2 protein-coding genes are annotated in these 1404 nt (G+C 60.6%); both read right to left on the reverse strand.

All coding sequences use genetic code 11. From position 1 onward, the window contains the following. Positions 1-1040 (reverse strand): guanine deaminase (guaD, locus tag DBR24_RS13255; RefSeq protein WP_128614989.1); only part of this gene is annotated, 1040 nt, incomplete at its 3' end. Positions 1041-1053: 13 nt separating this feature from the next. Further along, positions 1054-1404: XdhC family protein (locus DBR24_RS13260; RefSeq protein WP_177490543.1), on the reverse strand; the 351-nt coding region annotated here is incomplete at its 5' end.

The following is a 1404-nucleotide window of genomic DNA, read 5'->3' on the forward strand; positions in this document are numbered from 1 at the left end:
CCCTGCAACTGCATGACTTTGTAGGCTTCGTTCAGCGTTTGCAGCAGCGAGAAACTGGTGCCGCCGCCGACGTCGGTACCCAGGCCGACATTCAGTTTGTGTTTCTCGGCCATCGGCAAGTTGAACAGGCCGCTGCCGAGGAACAAGTTCGACGTCGGGCAGAACGAGATTGCCGAGCCGGTTTGCGCCAAGCGTGCGCATTCGTCATCGCACAGGTGCACGCCATGGGCGAACACCGAGCGCTCGCCGAGCAACTGGTAGTGGTCGTAGACGTCGAGGTAACCCTTGCGCTCCGGGAACAGCTCCTTGACCCACTCGATTTCCTTGAGGTTCTCGCTGATGTGGGTCTGCATGTACAGATCCGGGTATTCGGTCAGCAGTTGCCCGGCGAGGGTCAGTTGTTCCGGGGTGCTGGTCGGGGCGAAACGCGGGGTGACGGCATAGTGCAGACGGCCCTTGCCGTGCCAGCGCTCGATCAGCTCCTTGCTCTCGACGTAACTCGATTCGGCGGTGTCGGTCAGGTAGTCCGGGGCGTTGCGGTCCATCATCACCTTGCCGGCGATCATCCGCAGGTCGAGCTTCTCGGCGGCTTCGAAGAAAGAGTTCACCGATTGCGGGTGCACGCTGCCGAATACCAATGCGGTGGTGGTGCCGTTGCGCAGCAGTTCCTTGATGAAAATGTCCGCGACTTCATCGGCGTGGTTTTTGTCACCAAACTGGCTTTCGCAGGGGAAGGTGTAGGTGTTCAGCCAGTCGAGCAGTTGCTCGCCGTAGGCGCCGACCATGCCGGTTTGCGGCAGGTGGATGTGGGTGTCGATGAAGCCTGGAGTGATCAGCGCATCCTGATAATGCGTGATCTCGATGTCCGCTGGCAGGGTCGGCAGCAGTTCACTGGCGTGGCCGAGGGCGCTGATCTTGCCACCATCGACCACCAGCAGGCCGTCCTCGAAATATTCGTAGGAGGCTTCGATCCCGACGTCGGCAGGGTCGGCGATGCTGTGCAGGATGGCGGCGCGGTAGGCTTTGCGAGTCAGAGGCATGAGGGTTCTCTAATCAGTTTGAGGCTTTGAGTTTGGCGGCCTGACTGCGCCGGGAAGCGGGCAGCAGTCTGGCAATCGGTTCGGCGCTGGCGCTGTGCTGGCCGAAACTGGCGTTATAGGTGGCGATGATTTCGCCGGCGATGGAGATGGCGATTTCCACAGGCAGTTTGCCTTTGACTTCGCCGATGCCCATCGGGCAGCGCATGCGTTGCACGACGCCGGGGTCGAAACCGCGATCACGCAAGCGATGTTCGAACTTGGCCCGTTTGGTCTTCGAGCCGATCAGGCCGAACCAGGTGAAGTCATTGCGCTTGAGGATCGCGGCGGTGAGTTCCAGATCCAGTTGATGGTTGTGGGTCATGAC

It is taken from the genome of Pseudomonas sp. HMWF006 (assembly GCF_003061205.1).
Lineage (GTDB): Bacteria > Pseudomonadota > Gammaproteobacteria > Pseudomonadales > Pseudomonadaceae > Aquipseudomonas > Aquipseudomonas monsensis.